Origin of the sequence: Rhizobium sp. AN5 (assembly GCF_900215255.1) — a bacterium.
Classification (GTDB): domain Bacteria; phylum Pseudomonadota; class Alphaproteobacteria; order Rhizobiales; family Rhizobiaceae; genus Agrobacterium; species Agrobacterium tumefaciens.
The window spans coordinates 1,910,795-1,928,653 of the sequence record NZ_OCMJ01000004.1; the positions used below are offsets into that span (position 1 = coordinate 1,910,795).

11 protein-coding genes and 1 pseudogene are annotated in these 17,859 nt (G+C 58.4%); 5 read left to right on the forward strand and 7 right to left on the reverse strand.

Annotation, left to right across the window (positions count from 1 at the left end; all coding sequences use genetic code 11):
- Positions 1 to 71: 71 nt before the first annotated feature.
- A complete protein-coding gene (locus CRP02_RS22075; protein ID WP_097172297.1) occupies positions 72 to 2,624 on the forward strand; it encodes an HWE histidine kinase domain-containing protein in 2,553 nt (850 codons plus the stop codon).
- Between the two features lie 178 nt (positions 2,625 to 2,802).
- Here the strand turns inward: CRP02_RS22075 and CRP02_RS22080 are convergent, their stop codons facing one another.
- The 4 genes from CRP02_RS22080 to CRP02_RS22100 all read right to left on the reverse strand — a co-directional run bounded on the left by CRP02_RS22080 (position 2,803) and on the right by CRP02_RS22100 (position 9,185).
- Positions 2,803 to 3,723 carry a DUF930 domain-containing protein gene (locus CRP02_RS22080; RefSeq protein WP_179784098.1) on the reverse strand — a complete coding sequence of 307 codons (921 nt, stop codon included), beginning with the start codon at positions 3,721 to 3,723 and terminating at the stop codon, positions 2,803 to 2,805.
- A 195-nt stretch (positions 3,724 to 3,918) separates the two neighbouring features.
- Complete coding sequence (gene rpoD, locus CRP02_RS22085) at positions 3,919 to 5,973, reverse strand: RNA polymerase sigma factor RpoD (RefSeq protein ID WP_003513359.1); 2,055 nt, start codon at positions 5,971 to 5,973, stop codon at positions 3,919 to 3,921.
- Between the two features lie 394 nt (positions 5,974 to 6,367).
- The gene (gene dnaG, locus CRP02_RS22090) at positions 6,368 to 8,353 is read right to left on the reverse strand and encodes a DNA primase (protein WP_013636554.1); all 1,986 of its coding nucleotides are present in this window, start codon (positions 8,351 to 8,353) and stop codon (positions 6,368 to 6,370) included.
- Positions 8,354 to 8,735: 382 nt separating this feature from the next.
- Complete coding sequence (locus CRP02_RS22100; RefSeq protein WP_026330775.1) at positions 8,736 to 9,185, reverse strand: GatB/YqeY domain-containing protein; 450 nt, start codon at positions 9,183 to 9,185, stop codon at positions 8,736 to 8,738.
- Positions 9,186 to 9,524: 339 nt separating this feature from the next.
- Here CRP02_RS22100 and carA point away from each other — a divergent pair, with 339 nt between their 5' ends.
- A complete protein-coding gene (gene carA / locus CRP02_RS22105) occupies positions 9,525 to 10,730 on the forward strand; it encodes a glutamine-hydrolyzing carbamoyl-phosphate synthase small subunit (RefSeq protein ID WP_003513375.1) in 1,206 nt (401 codons plus the stop codon).
- Positions 10,731 to 10,769: 39 nt separating this feature from the next.
- Here the strand turns inward: carA and CRP02_RS22110 are convergent, their stop codons facing one another.
- Positions 10,770 to 12,167 (reverse strand): MATE family efflux transporter, encoded by a 1,398-nt coding sequence (locus CRP02_RS22110; RefSeq protein WP_097172299.1) that lies wholly within the window; start codon positions 12,165 to 12,167, stop codon positions 10,770 to 10,772.
- Between the two features lie 329 nt (positions 12,168 to 12,496).
- Here CRP02_RS22110 and CRP02_RS22115 point away from each other — a divergent pair.
- Positions 12,497 to 14,583: pseudogene (locus CRP02_RS22115) on the forward strand (methyl-accepting chemotaxis protein).
- Between the two features lie 200 nt (positions 14,584 to 14,783).
- The gene (locus tag CRP02_RS22120) at positions 14,784 to 15,263 is read left to right on the forward strand and encodes a DUF2938 domain-containing protein (protein ID WP_038491718.1); all 480 of its coding nucleotides are present in this window, start codon (positions 14,784 to 14,786) and stop codon (positions 15,261 to 15,263) included.
- Positions 15,264 to 15,303: 40 nt separating this feature from the next.
- Here CRP02_RS22120 and CRP02_RS22125 read toward each other — a convergent pair whose 3' ends face one another.
- Both CRP02_RS22125 and CRP02_RS22130 read right to left on the reverse strand, forming a co-directional pair.
- On the reverse strand, positions 15,304 to 16,233 hold the full coding sequence (locus tag CRP02_RS22125; RefSeq protein ID WP_097172300.1) for a neutral zinc metallopeptidase: 930 nt from the start codon (positions 16,231 to 16,233) through the stop codon (positions 15,304 to 15,306).
- 95 nt (positions 16,234 to 16,328) lie between these two features.
- Entirely contained in the window at positions 16,329 to 16,817 is a 489-nt protein-coding gene (locus tag CRP02_RS22130) for a DUF2306 domain-containing protein (RefSeq protein WP_097172301.1), read from the reverse strand.
- A 48-nt stretch (positions 16,818 to 16,865) separates the two neighbouring features.
- On the opposite strand from CRP02_RS22130, the gene CRP02_RS22135 reads away from it, so the two are divergent.
- Entirely contained in the window at positions 16,866 to 17,732 is an 867-nt protein-coding gene (locus CRP02_RS22135; RefSeq protein WP_179784099.1) for a LytTR family DNA-binding domain-containing protein, read from the forward strand.
- Positions 17,733 to 17,859 lie beyond the last annotated feature (127 nt).

Genomic DNA, 17,859 nt, shown 5'->3' on the forward strand with positions numbered 1-17,859 from the left:
ACGCTTTCCCGTCTGCGGACGACTAAACTATTTTCAGTGCAAGACAGGCAGAGGGTGCGAGAGATAGATTCATGGCATCCACTGACTATAATGTCGACCTGACGAATTGCGACCGCGAGCCCATCCACATTCCAGGTTATATTCAATCGCACGGCTGCCTGATTGCTTGCGACAACGCCATGCGCATGGTCCTGCGGCATTCGGAAAACTGTCGCGAGATTTTGCGCGTCGATGGCGATATCAACGGCAGGACCGCCGAAGAGGTGCTTGGTAAAGATCTTGTCCACGACCTTCGCAATGCACTCACGGTAACCGGAAGAACCACCCGCCCTGCCATGCTGCCCAATATGGAACTGCGCGATGGTCGCAGCTTCGATATTGCGCTCCACCGCTATAAATCCACGACGATCGTCGAATTCGAACCGTCCGGGAGCGAGACCCAGCCGCTTGGCACCGCACGCAAGATGGTGGACCGCATCCGCGAGGCGGACACGGTCGAAAGCCTGATTTCGAGAACAACCCGGCTGGTAAAGGCGACCTTGGGTTATGACCGGGTGATGATCTACCGTTTCGAGGATGACGGTGCAGGCAAGGTCGTGTCGGAGGCAAAGCAGCCGGAACTGGAAAGCTTTCTCGGACAGTATTTTCCGGCAAGCGACATACCGCAGCAGGCCCGCACGCTCTACCTGAAAAACACACTGCGTATCATCTCCGACGCCAGCGGAATACGAGTACCCGTATTGCCCGCCATCGATGTGTCTGGTGAACCGCTTGATCTATCATTCGCGCATTTGCGCAGCGTTTCTCCCATCCATTGCGAATATCTTCGCAACATGGGCGTTGCCGCCTCCATGTCGATTTCGGTGATCGTCGATGGCACCCTCTGGGGCCTTATCGCCTGCCACCATTATTCGCCACGCGTTCTGACGATGTCGGTCAGGATCGCCGCAGAAATGTTTGGAGAGTTTTTCTCCATGCATTTGCAGGTCCTTAAGCAGAAGCGCAAACTCGATACCGTCAACCACGCCCATGCCGCTCTCGACCGCTTCCTGCGGCTTGCCGCCCATCACGCGCACATCGAGGAACTGCTAATCGACAGTTTCCAGGATTTTGCCGATCTGATGCCATGCGACGGCGTCGGGCTTTGGGTGGAAAACAACTGGCACGGCCACGGCGCAACCCCGCCCGCGGATGCCATTCCAAGGCTGGCGCGCTTCGTAACCTCTGTCAGTGAGGGAAGGGTCTGGGCAACCCATGCCATCTCGCAAGCCATACCGGAAGCGGAGATTTATGCAGATACCGCAGCCGGAATGCTCGCCATTCCGCTGTCGCAGGTCAAGAACGACTATCTGCTGTTTTTCCGCAGGGAGATCGTGCAGAACCTGAACTGGGCCGGCAACCCGGAAAAATCCTATGAGACCGGTCCGCTCGGCGATCGTCTCACCCCGCGCAAGAGCTTCGCGATCTGGAAGGAAACCGTGCGTCTGCAGGCGCAGCCATGGTCCGATGCTGACCGGGAAATTGCCGAAGCCGCAAGAATAGCGTTGGTCGAGGTCGCATTCCATCACAGCGAGCTGATGGCGGGCGAAAGAGAGCGCGCGGAAGTGCGCCAGCGCATGCTGAACGAGGAACTCAACCACCGCGTCAAGAACGTTCTCGCCATTATCAAATCGCTGGTCGGCAATCCCTCGCAGGAGGGTAAAACCCTGCAGGAATATGTTAGTGCGCTGAAGGGTCGTATCCAGGCATTGTCCTTTGCCCATGACCAGATCATTCGCGGTGAAGGCGGCGGCTCGTTGCGCGACCTGCTGGACGCCGAATTGTCGCCGCACCGTTCACCCGAGGCAATTGTTGATCTCGCCGGACCACAGGTCACGCTCGATTCGCGCGCATTTTCCGTTATGGCCCTCGTACTGCATGAACTGGCGACGAATGCTGCCAAATACGGCGCGCTTGCGCAGACCGGCGGAAAACTGGATCTGCGCTGGGAAGTCGACGAACACCGCGATTGCCTGATACATTGGCGCGAAACTCTGCCTACCAAACTGCCCACACCATCACGCTCCGGTTTCGGCACGGCGCTCATCAGCCGCAGCATCCCCTACGATCTGGGCGGACGCAGCACCATCCGGTATTTGCCTGATGGGCTGGAGGCGGAAATTCTCCTGCCCTCCCGCCATATCTCAGCAGTCATGACAGCGTCCGAAACGAAGACGGAGGATGACACCATGCCGCAACCCAGACGGTCCAACCGGGAGGAAACGTTGAAAATATTGCTCGTAGAAGACCAGATGCTGATCGCCATGGATGTGGAGAACATGCTGGAAGACAACGGCATCAAGACAATCGAAACCGCGACCTCCTCGGCAATGGCCATCGAGAAGCTGAAGAGCTACGTGCCGGATGTGGCTATCCTCGACATCAATCTCGGTTCCGACACCTCCATCGCCGTCGCACGCGAGCTTCACCGCCGCGGCATCCCCTTCCTGTTCGCCACCGGCTATGCCGATGCCAGCATGGTGCCTGACGACTTCGGCAACGTGCCTGTCATCAGGAAGCCGTACGACGAAGATGCGCTGATGGCGGGTATCGGGCTGTTGGTCGGTGATACGGAGAGGGTGTAAGCTCCCAGCCCTGCTGACCGACACATGTCCAGACTCGACGTCATCCTTGGGCTTGTCCCGAGGATCTAAACACGTCTACAAAATCAGTCGGTTGCATGTCCTCGGGACAAGCCCGAGGAAGACAGAGTAGCGGACGGAAACCTTCGTCAGCAAACCAAAAATTTAAAAAAACTAGCCTTCATTGAAATCGGGTGAAGCCCCGCTTTTTCGCCTCATCCGGTGTTAAGGCGTTCCCAATCTTAAACCGGAAGGCCGTCACGGCGTAGTTATCCAGATCGACCTCGCACTGAAAAGACACATCGTGCCAGCCATTGCCGGTATTGAATGCGCCGCCGGAAGCATCAATCGAATTCCCCGATATCCTCCCGCCCGTATCCGAATAGGGTATCATGCCACGGGCGGCAAAACCCGCGCCCTGAATTTGCGCCAGAGCCTCCGTGCTGCAAAGCTGAACAATGCGGCGACGGGGCGGCAGATCACCAAACATCTGGCGTCTTTGGGCCGGAGAAAGCAGCGACGAAGACAATAAACTTTTCGCGGCGGGAAGTTTCGCGGGCTTCTCCTTTGCCACCTCGGCAGGTTTTTCCTCAGCCGGTTTCTCCTGCGGCACAGGCGCCTTTTCCGGCTCAGCCTCTTGCTTGACGGGTGAAACCGCAATTTCTCCCTGTTCGGCTGACGCCTTGAGATCGCCGTTGGCGGCAGATGGCGCGGGCTTGTCCTCAGCCGTCTTTTCAGGCTGGCTTTCAGGCTCCTTGGAAGGCTCGGCCTTGTCCGCTTCCTCCGCCTTACCTGGCTTGTCCTCGGGGTCCGCCTGCGTCTCCTCCGGCCGCATGGCGATGGCCGGCAGCGTCGCCTGCAGGGGCGGCGAAGGTTTCGGCTCCTCTGCCGGCGGAGCGGGCGGCGGCGGTGGAGGCTTCGGCTTTTCTTGCTTTGCCTGCTCGGCGGCGGGAGGCTTGGCTTCTTCCGGCTTCTTTTCCTCAGGCGGCGGCACCAGATCGACGCTGATGCTTTCCGGCTCCTGCGGTTCGGCTATGCGTTCTGGAAGTTCAAAAAGAAAGATCGCGACCACGGCCAGATGCAGCAACACGGAGACGGGCACCGCCCATCCCTTCCCTCGCCATCTGCTTGCCGAAACCTGTTGCATGTCATCGAGCCAAATCGAACCTGAGCATTTCCGAAAAAGCGGAATGCTTTGTTTTCACACATAAGGCTTGTCGCAGAGATCGCCAGTGCGGGAAACAAAAAACCCGGCCAGAGGTGACTGACCGGGTTCAATTTTAATGCAGGCAAAGGCTTAGCTGTCGAGGAAGCTTCTAAGCTTTCTGGAGCGGCTCGGATGCTTCAGCTTGCGCAGTGCCTTCGCCTCGATCTGGCGAATACGTTCGCGTGTGACCGAGAACTGCTGGCCGACTTCTTCCAGCGTATGGTCGGTGTTCATGCCGATGCCGAAACGCATGCGCAGAACACGTTCTTCACGCGGCGTCAGCGAGGCGAGAACGCGGGTCGTCGTCTCGCGCAAGTTGGCCTGAATGGCGGCGTCGATCGGCAGCAGCGCGTTCTTGTCCTCGATGAAGTCGCCGAGATGCGAATCCTCTTCGTCACCCACAGGGGTTTCGAGCGAAATCGGCTCCTTGGCGATTTTCAGAACCTTGCGCACCTTTTCAAGCGGCATGGCAAGCTTTTCCGCCAGCTCTTCCGGGGTCGGTTCGCGGCCGATCTCGTGCAGCATCTGGCGCGAGGTGCGAACGATCTTGTTGATCGTCTCGATCATGTGAACCGGAATACGGATCGTGCGCGCCTGGTCGGCGATCGAACGCGTGATCGCCTGTCTGATCCACCATGTCGCATAGGTCGAGAACTTGTAACCACGGCGATATTCGAACTTGTCCACCGCCTTCATCAGGCCAATATTGCCTTCCTGAATGAGATCGAGGAACTGCAGGCCGCGGTTGGTGTATTTCTTGGCGATGGAGATCACGAGACGCAGGTTGGCCTCGACCATCTCCTTCTTGGCGATACGCGCTTCGCGCTCACCCTTCTGCACCATGGAAACGATACGGCGGAATTCGGCGATGGAAATACCGGTTTCCGTCGACAGATTCTGGATTTCCTGACGGATCTCGCGGATCGTGTTGCTTTCCTCGCGGGCGAATTCCTTCCAGCCGCGGGCGGCCAGATTGGCAATCGACTTCATCCAGTTCGGATCGAGTTCCGCACCGTGATACTGCTCGAGGAAGCTGTCACGCTTGACGCCATAGGATTCGGCAAGGCGCAGCAGCCGGCCTTCGTTCTGCATCAGACGCTTGGAAATATCGTAAAGCTGCTCGACAAGGCTGTCGACACGGTTCTGGTTCAGCGACAGCGACTTCACAGCCGTGATCAACTGGTCCTTGAGGTCCTTGTAGCGGCGCTCCTGACCGGAGGACAGGGTTCCCGTGCAGGCAAGGCGAGCCTCGACCTGCTGGTCCTGAAGCTTGCGCAGCTTCTTGTAGGTGTCGGCAATGGTGTCGAGCGTTTCCATGACCTGCGGGCGCAGTTCGGCTTCCATCGCGGCAAGCGAAAGGTTGGACTCGTCGTCGTCCTCTTCTTCCTCTTCCGGCGGCAGGCCATCGCCACCCACGTCAGTCACATCCTCGTCACCGGAGGGCGCACGCAGTCTGCGGGTCTTTTCCTTCTCTTCAGCGGCCTTGCGGTCCGCCTCGATCTTTTCCGGGCTCTGGAACTGCGGGGCAGCCTTGGCTTCCGGGCCGGAATAGGTGGTTTCGAGATCGATGATCTCGCGCAGCAGCGTCGTGCCTTCGTTGAGTTCGTCGCGCCAGATGATCAGCGCCTGGAACGTCAACGGGCTTTCGCAGAGGCCGGAGATCATCGTTTCGCGGCCGGCCTCGATGCGCTTGGCGATGGCGATTTCGCCTTCGCGCGACAGAAGCTCTACGGAACCCATTTCGCGCAGATACATGCGCACAGGATCGTCGGTACGGTCGGTCGGTTCTTTTTTCTTCGCGGTCGCAAGCGCGGTACCGCCGGAAGGTGCCAGTTCGCCGCCTTCGGACTCTTCGTTATCGGAATCGTCGCTTTCGGCTTCGCCCGGTGCTTCCTCGGCATCCTCGTCCTCGATAACGTTGATGCCCATATCGGACAGCATCGCCATCGTGTCTTCGATCTGCTCGGACGTCACTTCTTCGGACGGCAGGACGGAATTCAGCTCGTCCATCGTCACATAGCCGCGCTTCTTGGCGGCCTTGATCATCTTTTTGACCGCGTCATCCGAAAGATCGAGAAGCGGACCGTCCGTCGCACCGTCGCGTTCGTTTTCTGCTTCTTCGTTTTCTTTGACTTTGGTTGCCATCTATCTCGTCGCTTTCCCTGACGCTAACACCTGTTCCGCCGCATCGCCGTTCGCCTTGAGAGCATCCGGCTGATAACAGCGAATCACTGTCAGACACCTAACGGAGTGATCTTTAATTGCCGATTAACCACGGCAGCCTCAGGCAGAATGCAAAGACAGTGCACCCGAAAATGCTTGCTCATGCAATTTCTATCCGCCAAGGCTCATTCCACCTTACTATTCCTGAATTGGTGATTCCCGCTATTTCCCGCCCCGTCAAGCCTTTGAGGGCGAGACAGCCACGGAAATTCATAAAAAGGGCCGCATTTTGCGAGTTATCACCAGACTACCCCCTATTTAGGGCGCTTGCAGCAAAAGGCAACCCCACACGTCTTTCTATTCTTGGCCGCAGTCCTCAGCCATGGCCGACCGCCGGACCCTTTACCCGGCCGGACATGACGCCGAAACCATCGATGATCGCTTCCTGATTTTCCATTCGGCCGATTTCCAGCTGAACTTCGGCCAGTGCCCGCACCAGAAGCGTGCCGCGTTCGTCGTCCGTCGCCTCGCCTATTTCCCGTTCCAGCTCGCGCTTCTGCCAGAGCAGGGATTTCGTCCTCTTGTGCAGGGAAAGCGCCTGCACATATCCCTCACGCGCATCTTCCAGCGCCGCCTGTTCCGTGGCCGTCCACAGGCGCGCATTGCGCACCTGCTGGTCCATGGTTTTCAAAAGCACCTCGAAACCCTGCTGCGACAGGCGCTCGATCAGCCCTGCACGCGAAATCTCGGCCGCACTTTCCGCAGCAAAGGTCAGCACAGTCGACCACAGGCGTTGCAGATCGCGGTTCTCGTAATCGATCGCGGCGATCTCGTCATATTCCTCAAGCAGCAGTTCGGGATGGTTGACGATTGTGATGGCGAGAACGCTTTCGCGAAGTGAAGGCTTGGTCTGGTGCCCCCTGACCAGACCCGACTGGGTAAGCCGGTCGGAAATGTTGCTGGCCGGCGCAGCCATGGCTCCACCCCGTCCGGAAGCGTTCCGCTGGAACCCGCGCCCATTACCCTGCTGGCCATCGCGGCGGAAATTTCCACCCTGCGAACCGCCCTGCTGAAAACGCGGCTGGAAAAAGGCATTCAGCCTGTCGCGCATATCCTGCTGGTAAAAACGCCGCACCGCCTCGTCGCCGATCACGGCAACGATCTGCCGCAGCCGGCTTTCAAGCTGGGCACGCTTTTCAGGCGTATCGAAAGTCACCGACGACGTCTCGCGGCTCCAGATCATCGCGGCGAGCGGTTTTGCCTCGGAAAGCACACGGTCAAAAGGCGCACGCCCCTCAAGCCGCACGAGATCATCAGGGTCTTTTCCGTCGGGCAAAAGCGCAAAGCTCACCGAACGATCCGGCTTGATATGCGGCAAGGCGAGATCGGCTGCGCGGTTGGCGGCACGAATACCGGCGCCGTCGCCATCAAAGCAGAGGATCGGCTGCGGCGACATTTTCCACAGGAGATCAAGCTGGCTTTCCGTCAGCGCCGTGCCGAGCGGGGCGACAGCATTTTCGACACCCGCCTGATAAAGCGCAATGACATCCATATAACCTTCGACGGCAATGACGGTGCCACCGGAAGCTTGCGAGGCGCGCCGCGCGCGGGCGAAATTGTAGAGAACATTGCCCTTGTGAAAAAGCTCGGTCTCGTTGGAGTTCAGATATTTGGCCACCGCATCCGCCGCCATGGCGCGGCCGCCGAAAGCGATCACCTTTTCGCGCGACGACAGGATCGGGAACATGATGCGGTCGCGGAAGCGGTCATAGGAAACCGGCACGTTTTCATGCACCACCAGCCCGCAGGCTTCCATCTGTTCGCGCGCCACACCCTTGCTCGCCAGATGCTCCTTCAGCGCATTGCGGCTATCTGGCGCAAAACCGAGCCTGAATGTCTCGATGGTGCGCCCAGTCAGCCCGCGATCGCGCAGGTAAGCCCGCGCCCGCGCACCTAGCGCGGTCTGCAACTGATCCTGAAAGAACAGCGTCGCCATTTCCATGACGTCCTGCAACGAGGTGCGCTCGCGCTCGCGCTTCTCAGCCTGCGGATCGGGCTGCGGCATGGAGATGCCGGCCATGTCGGCAATCTGCTGAACGGCTTCGGGGAAACTCAACCCCTCGAGATCGGTGAGAAACCGGAAATGATCGCCGGAAACACCGCAACCGAAACAATGGTATCGCCCCTTGCGATCCTCGCAATGAAAACTCGGGCTTTTTTCGCCATGGAACGGGCAGCAGGCCCAATAATCGCCCCGCGGCGTATTGGTCTTCTTCTTATCCCAGGACACACGTCGGCCGATCACATCGGAGATGTTCACGCGGTCGCGTATCTCATCGAGAAAAGAATTGGAAAATCGCATGGGTTACCTGTTCGAGGCCAGTCTTTCATATAAGCGCAGAAAGGGGTCAGTACCAAACCCAAAGAACCGGAATACCCGATATTCACAGGCCATCGCAATAAAACCGTATCGCCGCTGTCGCCCGCTTCGGGCAAATTTATGGCAGCGCATCATCACAAAAAATTATGTTTTTGTAATTTGAGCCAACCGTCGCCGAGGTATAAAACATATTCAAAGGCAGCGCCCGGACATTCTCATAAAGCTGCTGACGCCCGCAGGCACGTCCCCCGAAAAACGCCTGCGCGTGACCGCATTTTGATCCGCCGAAATGCGCCTTCGTCGGCAGCAAAAAGGCAGGGCAGCCATGGCTGCCCTGCCTTTACTTTTTCCGAACGGACGAAACCTACTTCAGCAAATCCTTGACGACGCCGGAGGCTTTCGCAAAGTCGATCTGGCCGGGATAACGCTCCTTGAGCGCATTCATGCACTTGCCCATGTCACGCAGGCCGGAGGCGCCGGTTTCGCTGATGACGGCCTGGCACAATTCGCGTACCTTTTCGGCCGGAATTTCTTCCGGCATGAATTCCTTAATGATGACGATTTCCTCGCGCTCCTGAGCGGCAAGCTCGGCGCGGCCGGCGCCATCATAGATGCTGGCGGACTCTTCCCGCTGCTTCACCATCTTGGTCAGTATCTGCATGATCTCGTCATCGGTGACGGGGTCCTTGCCCACGCCGCGATTGGCAATATCGCGATCCTTGATGGCCGCCTGGATGAGACGCACGGTCGATGTACGCCGGGCGTCACGAGCCTTCAGCGCGTCTTTCAGAGTATTAGCGAACGTGTCGCGCATCATTTCTTCTTCTCCTTGGGAAAGTGCAGTCCGCAGCTTCTCGACGCGGAAACTTTCCACCTTATTTTTCGAAACGACATAACCGAGCAAACCCGCTCAAGCAAATCAAATGCATAAGCCCTTGAATGTGCGAAGGTTTAATTCCGCGTAAATCTTGAGCCTGCGGTTGACCGTTTAAGCAGCTTTCGTTATTTTCCGGCACCTGCACGAGATTTTAACGAAGGGTCAAAACGCGAGTTTTTCGCGCGCCCCTTTATGTCACGAAGCCTGCGACAAAAAATGGCCCCTCTCCCCCTGCCTTTCAAGAGGCGGGGTGCGAAGCGGCAGAAACGGAACGAGATGACCGAGACAGCGCCCTGGACTACCCGCAAACCGACCGCAATGCTTGTTCTTGCCGATGGCACAGTGATCGAGGGAACGGGCATCGGCGCAACCGGCAAGGTACAGGCCGAAGTCTGCTTCAACACCGCGCTGACCGGTTACGAAGAAATCCTGACCGATCCGTCCTATCTCGGCCAGATCGTCACCTTCACCTTCCCGCACATCGGCAATGTCGGCACCAATGAGGAAGACATCGAAGACCTGACGCCTGCCGCCCGCCGCGGCGCAGTCGGCGTCATCTTCAAGGCCGACATCACCGACCCTTCGAACTTCCGCGCCGCCAAACATCTGGATGCCTGGCTGAAAGCCCGCGGCGTCATCGGCCTTTGCGGCATCGACACGCGCGCGCTGACGGCATGGATCCGCGAAAACGGCGCACCGAACGCGGTAATCGCCCATGATCCGAACGGCGTGTTCGACATCGAGGCGCTGAAGGCGGAAGCCAAGGCATGGAGCGGTCTCGTCGGCCTCGACCTCGCCATCGAAGCCACATCCGGCCAATCCTCCACCTGGACGGAAACGCCTTGGGTTTGGAATGAGGGTTACGGCACGCTGAATGAAGCCGATGCCAAGTACCATGTCGTCTGCGTGGATTTCGGCGTCAAGCGCAACATCCTGCGCCTCTTCGCCGGCCTCGATTGCAAGGTCACGGTGGTTCCGGCCCAGACATCCGCCGAAGACATTCTGGCACTGAAGCCGGATGGCGTGTTCCTTTCCAACGGTCCGGGAGACCCGGCCGCGACAGGCGAATATGCCGTACCGGTCATTCAGAACCTCATCAACAGCGACCTGCCGATCTTCGGCATCTGCCTCGGCCACCAGATGCTTGGCCTGGCCGTCGGCGCCAAGACTGAAAAGATGCATCAGGGCCACCACGGCGCCAACCATCCGGTCAAGGACTTCACCACCGGCAAGGTGGAAATCGTGTCCATGAACCACGGTTTTGCGGTTGACGCCAAGTCGCTGCCTGATGGCGTCGAAGAAACCCACACGTCGCTGTTCGACGGCACCAATTGCGGCCTGCGCATCGTCGGCAAGCCGGTCTTCTCCGTCCAGCACCATCCGGAAGCATCGCCCGGCCCGCAGGACAGCCACTATCTCTTCCGCCGCTTCGTCAATCTGCTGCGCGAGAGACAAGGTGAGGCAGCGCTCGCCGAGCGCTGAGACATCTTCGGAAAATCAGGAAAGATATACGGCCCGCTTTCAGCGGGCCGTTTTCATTTCACGCTTCACCAGAATGACGAAACGTATAGTCAGGAGAACGGCCGCCGTCGAAAGGCCAATCACGAAACCGAACCAGACGCCACGTCCGCCAAAGCCGAGCGGAAAGGCCATGGTCCAGGCCAGCGCCAGCCCGATCGGCCAATAGGAAATCAGCGCCAGCATCGCCGGAATGCGCGCATCCTTCAATCCGCGCAGCAAGCCTGCTGTCACGGCCTGGATACCATCGACCAACTGGAAGATGCCGGCGATCACCACGAGGCTGCTTGCGTAGGCAAGCACTTCCGCCGCTTCCGGCAACTTTGCGTCAAGAAACCACTTCGCCAGAAATTCCGGAACAGCCGCAAACAGGATGCCGCCGCAAACGGCAATGCCGCAGGCGATCGCGTAAACCATGATGGCGGCGCGCACGAGGTTCCTGAAATCACCCTGACCGAACGCGACACCGACCCTCACGGTCGCCGCCTGCGACAGGCCGAGCGGGATCATGAAAGCGATGGAGGCAAGTTGCAGAGCGATGCCATGCGCCGCAAGCTGCACGGTGCCAATCTGTCCCATCAGGATCGAAGCGGCCGCAAACAGCGTCACTTCGGCAAGGATGGTGATGCTGATCGGCAGGCCAAGGCGCAACACTTCGAACAGCGCATGCCAGTCCGGCCGCCAGAAGCGCACGAACAGCTCGTATTTCCTGGTTTCCTCACGCGTCTGCACATAAGCGACGATGAAGACGAAGCTGAAGGCATTGACGATGACGGCAACGACGGCCGCGCCGTTCATGCCCATCACCGGCAATCCGAAATGGCCGAAGACTAGCGCATAAGCCATCAAACCGTTCATCACCAGCATGATGATGGTGACATACAGAATGATACCGGCACGGCCGATGGCACTGACAAGCCCGCGCAGTACGTAAAAAAGCAGCGCCGGCAAAAGGCCGAACTTGGCGATGGCGAGATAATGGCCGGTCAGCGCCGCAACTTCGGGGTTTTGCCCGAGATAGACCAGAATGCGCTCGGCATTGAAGAATATCGGCAAGGCGAGAATCCAGTACGCGATTGCCACCCACATGCCCATGCGTAGCGAGCGGCGGGCAGCCGTCGCATCGCCCTGCCCGTAAGCCTGCGCTACCATTGGCACCACGGCCACGGAAAATCCCGAGCCGAAAATGAAGACGACGAAGAAGAACTGCCCGGCCAGCACCATGGCCGCCAGCTTCTCAGCGCCGAGCTGACCGACGATGACCATATCTGTAGTGTGGATGCCAAGCTGCGCGAGCTGCGCACCGACAAGCGGAATTCCAAGCGCAAGCGTAGCCTTGAAATGCGAAAGCCACGACCCCGATCCGGAGGGAACGGTTTCTGCAACAACCGACGAAGACATTGTAATTCACCTGAATTTTGGCCATTGCCCGCGAATTGCGCAATGGCAGCAGGTGATGAATAAAATATTCCCTTCCTGCACGCAACCTTTGCCGATCAATGATCAAAATTTACGCAGAACGGCAATTTTACGTCCACTTGTGCCGAAACGGCGTGACATAAAACAAATTTAGCCGAATTTTACCATTTCACTTTACGCATTAGAATATCGCGAAGTTCTTTCAAACCATAAGCTGCATGACGCAGAATATTCCCGCCATTGAGGCATGTCTTTCCCATTATTTTCCAAGATGAGCCGAATGGGCACATCTGGTTCCAAGGACGTGTAGCTTGCCCAAAAAAACCAATCTCATGACGCGCATTCTGTTTGCGGCGTCATCGCTTGTCGTCGCCGCTTTTGCCGGCTTTTCCTTCTATATCGATAGTCTTCAGCACCAGGTGACAACGGAAGCCGTGGCGGAAAATATCGATTCGTCCGGCAAGCAGGCAGCGCAAAGCATCGCCAACTGGCTGAACGGCCGCATCATGCTGACCGAAACGGTTGCGAAGACGCTCGCCAAGCTCCCAGATGACGACGCCAAGCTGCAGTTCCTCCAGAACGACGTGCTGACGGCTCAGTTCATGTCCACCTATTTCGGCAATGCCGAAAGCGGCAGTTTCACGACTTTCCCGAAATTGCCATTGCCGGAAGGCTATGACCCGCGCAAGCGCCCCTGGTATCTGGACGCCGTTAAGGCCGGCAAGCCAGTACCGAGCCCTATAGCGATGCCTCGACCGGCGGCCTTATCATCACTGCCGCCATTCCCGTGTCCATCAACGGCAAGCTGGCCGGCGTGACGGGTAGCGACTTCTCGCTGGATTCGCTGGTAACGATGATCAAGTCGGTGGATGCGGGCAAGGACGGATACGCCTTCCTCGTCAGCAAGGACGGCAAGATCCTCATGCATCCCGATGCGAAATTCGTCGACAAGCCGCTGACCGATCTCTTCAAGGTTGATACACCGGCAATTTCTTCCGCGATTTCGCAAACCGAGATCGACGGCAAGGGCAAGATCACCAGCTTCATTCCCGTCGCCGGTCTGCCATCGGTCGATTGGTATCTCGGTTTCGTTGTCGATTCCGACGTCGCCTACAGCGCGATCGGCCAATTTCGCCTCGCGGCAACCATCGCGACGATCCTTGCCGCCGCGATCATGATCGCCCTGCTGGCAACCGTTCTCAGCCGTTTCATTGTTCGCCCCGTCACGCAGATGACTGCTGCCATGGAAGGGCTTGCCGCCGGCAATCTCGATGTCGCCATTCCAGGCCAGGAGCGCAGTGACCAGATCGGCTCGATGGCTGCGGCGGTTGCGGTATTCAAATCGAACGCCACGGAACGTCTGCGTCTTGAAGGTGACGCGGAACAGAACCGCACACTTTCCGAACAGGAGCGCAACGACCGCGAAAGACTGGCGGCGAAAGACGCCGCCGACATCCAGTTCGCCGTCGATTCGCTGGCAAAGGGACTGAAGCACCTCTCGAACGGCGACCTCAACTACCGGATCGAGACGCCTTTCGTGACCCGCATCGACCGCTTGCGCGACGACTTCAACAACTCTGTCGCCAAGCTGAACGTTGCCTTGAGCACAGTCGGCCAGAATGCACGCGCAATCGATGCCGGTGCTGGAGAAATCCGCCAGTCTGCCGACGATCTGGCCAAGCGCACCGAGCAGCAGGCCGCCTCTGTCGAGGAGACTGCGGCAGCGCTTGAGGAAATAACCACAACGGTCAAGGATTCCGCCCGCCGTGCCGAAGAGGTAGGCCGTCTGGTCGACCGCACGCGCAACAATGCCGAGCAGTCCGGCATCATCGTCGAGGACGCTGTTCGCGCCATGGAAGGCATCGAAAAATCGTCGTCGGAGATCAGCAACATCATTGGCGTGATCGACGAAATCGCCTTCCAGACGAACCTGCTTGCGCTGAATGCCGGCGTGGAAGCCGCGCGCGCCGGTGAGGCAGGCAAGGGTTTTGCCGTCGTCGCACAGGAAGTGCGCGAGCTTGCCCAGCGCTCTGCAAATGCCGCGAAGGAGATCAAGACGCTGATCAACGCCTCAACATCGCAGGTGCAATCCGGTGTCGATCTCGTCGGCAATGCCGGCAAGGCGCTGGAAACCATCGTCCGCGAAGTCCAGGAGATCAACCGCCACATCGACGCCATCGTAACGTCGTCGCGCGAACAGTCCACCGGACTTCAGGAAATCAACACCGCCATCAACACCATCGATCAGGGCACCCAGCAGAATGCCGCCATGGTCGAAGAACAGACTGCGGCAAGCCACGGCCTCGCCTCGGAAGCGGCGGCGCTCAACGAATTGCTTGCGCAGTTCCAGCTCGCCACGGCAACACGGCGGCAGGCTGAATATGGGCGTGCTGCGTAGAGCGAGAATAGCTCACTGGTGAGACCATCGCACCGTTACCCCGGATCTGGTCCGGCATGACGGAGGAGACGTTTCAGTCTTCATTGTGGTCGGAGCGATCCGGCCATTTTTCTTGTCCGCCCCCAGCAAGCGAAAAACCCTGTTCACGCCACTCACACGATCAGCTAGAGCTTGATCGATCATGATTTGCGGAGGGATCTATGCTGGATTTGATTTGGCGCGGTATTGCCATGGGGGTGGGTGGCACCGTGTTTATGGATATATGGGCTATTGTGCTGCACCGGTTTTTCGGCCAGTCCGCTCCGAACTGGGCACCGGTCGGCCGCTGGTTCTGGCATGTGCCGAAGGGCCGGATATTCCACGATACTATCGCGACGGCCGCACCTTACGAGCATGAACTGGCGCTCGGCTGGGTCTCGCATTATGCCGTCGGCATTCTCTACGGCATCATTCTCGCCCTCATAGTGCCGGCCTCGTGGTTTTCAGAGCCTTCCTTCATTCAGCCTTGGATCGTGGGCATCGTCACGGTCGGCGCGGGCTGGTTCCTGCTGCAACCTGGCCTCGGCATCGGCTGGGCGGCATCGAAGACGCCGAACCCGAACAAGGTTCGCTTTCTCAACCTCGTTGCCCATACGATCTTCGCGCTTGGCATGTATGCCGTGGCGCTGTTGATGCGCTGAATAAAAAGGGGGCTGAAAAGCCCCCTCGTTCATTTGATTCTCAGATATTCGCCGAGAAGGTGTCGCAGTCCTCGACGCGTCCGTTCTGGAAGCCGCGCTTGAACCATTCCATGCGCTGCGCCGACGTGCCGTGGTTGAAACTGTCAGGCACCACATATCCTTGAGTCTGCTTTTGCAGGGTGTCGTCGCCGATCTGGTGAGCGGCGTTGAGCGCTTCCTCAAGGTCACCGGTTTCCAGAATGCCCTTCTGTTCGGTGAACTTGCCCCAGATACCGGCATAACAATCCGCCTGAAGCTCCACACGCACCGACATCTTGTTGGCGTCCACCTGGCTCATGGACTGGCGGCGGCGGTTGAACTCCGGCAGGACACCGGTCAGGTTCTGGACGTGGTGACCCACCTCATGCGCAATCACGTAAGCCTGCGCGAAATCGCCAGACGCGCCGAAACGCTTGTCCAGTTCACTGAAGAAACTGGTGTCGAGATAGACCTTGCGGTCACCAGGGCAATAGAACGGACCGCTGGCCGCCGAAGCAGAACCGCAGGCAGACGCAACCTGCCGGGAAAACAGCACAAGGGTCGGTTTCTGATAGGTCTCGCCGGCGGATTGGAAAATGCCGCTCCACGTATCTTCGGTCTCAGCCAGCACAGTGCGCACGAAAGCCGTCGTCTCGTCGGACGATTGGCCCTGCGGCCGAGTGCCCGCCTGCTGGCCGGATTGCTGCGTGGTACCGCCGCCATCCAGTGAAATGTCACCGCCCGAAAGCAGCGTCAGCGGATTGATGCCGAGCACCCAGCTGATCAGCAGGATCAGCAGAAGACCGCCGATGCCGATGCCGCCGCCGCGACGTCCGATCGGCACGCGCATTCCGCCACGCGAAAACGGATCGTTGCCGGATGGCCCCGATCCCGCCGACATGCCGCGCCGATCCTCGATATTGTCCGACTGGCGGCGCCCTCTCCATTCCATGCTTTTCTCTCCGCAAACGTCGCCTCAACAGGCAACCTTATAACGGCACTATAATACATCTTGTTCCGGAAGAAAGCGGAGGTGGGCGCATTCGTTCAGGAGGCTCGCCGCCTTTGCCTGAAGATGGTCAGAGACAGCAGGGCAAACACGAACACGCCCGCGAAAAGCACCACAAGACCCGGCTGACCGTCACCGAAAGCAACCTCATGCATGATCCGCCCCGGAACGAAGGTGAAACCGCCTGCGATGACGATACCGCCGAGATAAACACTCTGCATGATCCTCATATGGCGCCTGATTTCGCCCCTGCGCGCGAACAGGACCGATTGCAGACAGCCATATATGGTGAAAACCGAGAGAAGATGGATCGGGCTGAAACCGTAAAGCATCCTTAATTCATGGATGAAGAAGGTCGAAACGGACGTCATGACCATCAGCGTCACCCAGATCTTGCCGAGTAGCCGGTGGATGGCGGTTCCTTTGCGGCGAAGGAAAATGAAGGCGCCGAGAATCGCGGCCGGAACAACGGTGGCGACATGGAATTGCACGGCAAGCGGTGCGTCTAGCAAAGGCTGGAGTGACATGGTGAAGCGTTTTGACCCGGTTGAAATTACCGCTAACTTCGGCAAAACATGCGCGAAAGAAAAACGCATTGGCGTCAACCGCAGGAAAACTTCGTGGATCACCTCTCTTTGCAGTCCACGCTTCGTGAAATGCACGCCATCCTGCAATCACGCAGACTGTGGCTGACCTTTCTCGCCATATTGGCGATCTTCATTCTGACCGGCCCTTTCGGGACAAGTGAGACCATGAGTTTCGCCGATCGGCTGCTTTACTGGACAATCGTTCAGGCTGGCGCATGGACGTTCGCCATATCCTTTTCCATCGTCGCCAACACCATCCTTGCCGGCAGCATTGAAAATATGCTGACACGCATGATGATCGGTTCGCTGACGGCGGCCCTGCCCATCGGGCTGCTGCTTTCCATCATGAACCAAATCTTTTCCGGCAGGGAAATGGGTTTCGCGGCCTTTCTGAAAAGCAGCCTGTCGGCCCTGCCGCTCTGCGCCATCTTTTGCCTGCTGAGCTACCTCACGGCCTACCAGTCACGCGCAACGGCCGCGGATGCCGTTTCGGACGCCAATGGAGATGCCAAAGGTGAGGCAAAAACTACCGCGCCGCTGCTGGAGCGGCTGCCGCCGCAAAAGCGCGGAGAATTGCTGCGGCTGTCGGTGCAGGACCACTATACCGAAATCATCACCACGCGCGGCCGTCAGCTCGTTCTGCTGCGTTTTGCCGATGCGCTGAAAGAAATAGGCTTGACGGAAGGCTTGCAGGTGCACCGTTCCCACTGGATTGCCATTTCCGACGTCGTCTCCTTGCGTAAACAGGCTGGCCGTCTGCACGTCATTACACGAGACGGCTCGGAAATACCCGTCAGCCGCTCCCATAGCGCGGCGGTGCAGGCCCGTTTCGCCGCGCATACACCGGCGGGTTAAGAGTTTCTGTCGATTCCGGAATTTATGGGGTTCCGTTCTCAAAAACATTTGCCTATAAGCCGCTTCTAGCCTGAAAACTTTGAATTGCGCGCCCCGGCCGGTGATCTTTCACCCTGGCTGGTGTTTT